This window comes from Ileibacterium valens (genome assembly GCF_001945525.1).
GTDB classification, from domain to species: Bacteria; Bacillota_I; Bacilli_A; order Erysipelotrichales; family Erysipelotrichaceae; genus Ileibacterium; species Ileibacterium valens.
This window is the reverse complement of the sequence record NZ_MPJW01000246.1, coordinates 1-752: the sequence shown is the minus strand read 5'-3', so window position 1 is coordinate 752 and position 752 is coordinate 1. Positions and strand designations below refer to the sequence as shown.

1 pseudogene is annotated in these 752 nt (G+C 38.7%); it reads right to left on the bottom strand.

Features of this window, described 5'->3' with window-relative positions:
* A pseudogene (locus tag BO222_RS11565) lies at nt 1-627 on the bottom strand (hypothetical protein); the annotation flags it as partial.
* Nucleotides 628-752 lie beyond the last annotated feature (125 nt).

The following is a 752-nucleotide window of genomic DNA, read 5'->3' as shown; positions in this document are numbered from 1 at the left end:
AGTGACCACTGCACTCATATTGTCGGTTTTAAACTCCGAAGGACAGCCTCCCGCTGAAACCATTAAATCAATCAGACACCTGAGGACATCTACTGTTGTCTTTGTTTTTGAAAATATGAATTTTGTAAATCTGGAATAACCATACACAGCCCCAAAGAGATTGAATTCGATGACTTCACCAGTTGTCAGAGTCATTCGCAAGTTTTCTTTCCAGTCAAATTGAACTTCTTTTCCTGGCTCGGTTTCATAACGAATATGAACGAGGCGATTCTGCTCAGCAGCGTCTTTAAGCTTATTGGCTCGAATATAAGCTTTAAATGAGTTGTAACTGGTGAATACAGCAGGATATTTATTTTCAAAGAATTTGTATATTGCCTTTATCGTTGCCGTTGAGTTCGATTCAAACATTTCGCGAATCTCGTTATAATAGGGATCAAATTTTGATTTCTTCTTCTGTCTTGGTTTGGATGGAGCAACTGGATCGTTCCAGAGCTTAGCTGCAGTCTGTCTGGTTATACCCAGCTGACGGCCTACTGCACTGAAGTTGGGTTTTAGCCCCATACAGTTTTCTTTCATTTGAATTATTTCTCCTCGAATTCTATTCATTTGTGCTTTAGATTTACTCATTGGAATGCCCTCCTTGTATGTCACATTCTCCAATATCTAAACATTTCAAAAATGCTCATTCTTAGATAGTGACCCAAGTTTATCGGGCAGGTAAAGCACTTAAATTTCTATTGATTCGCTTGAGT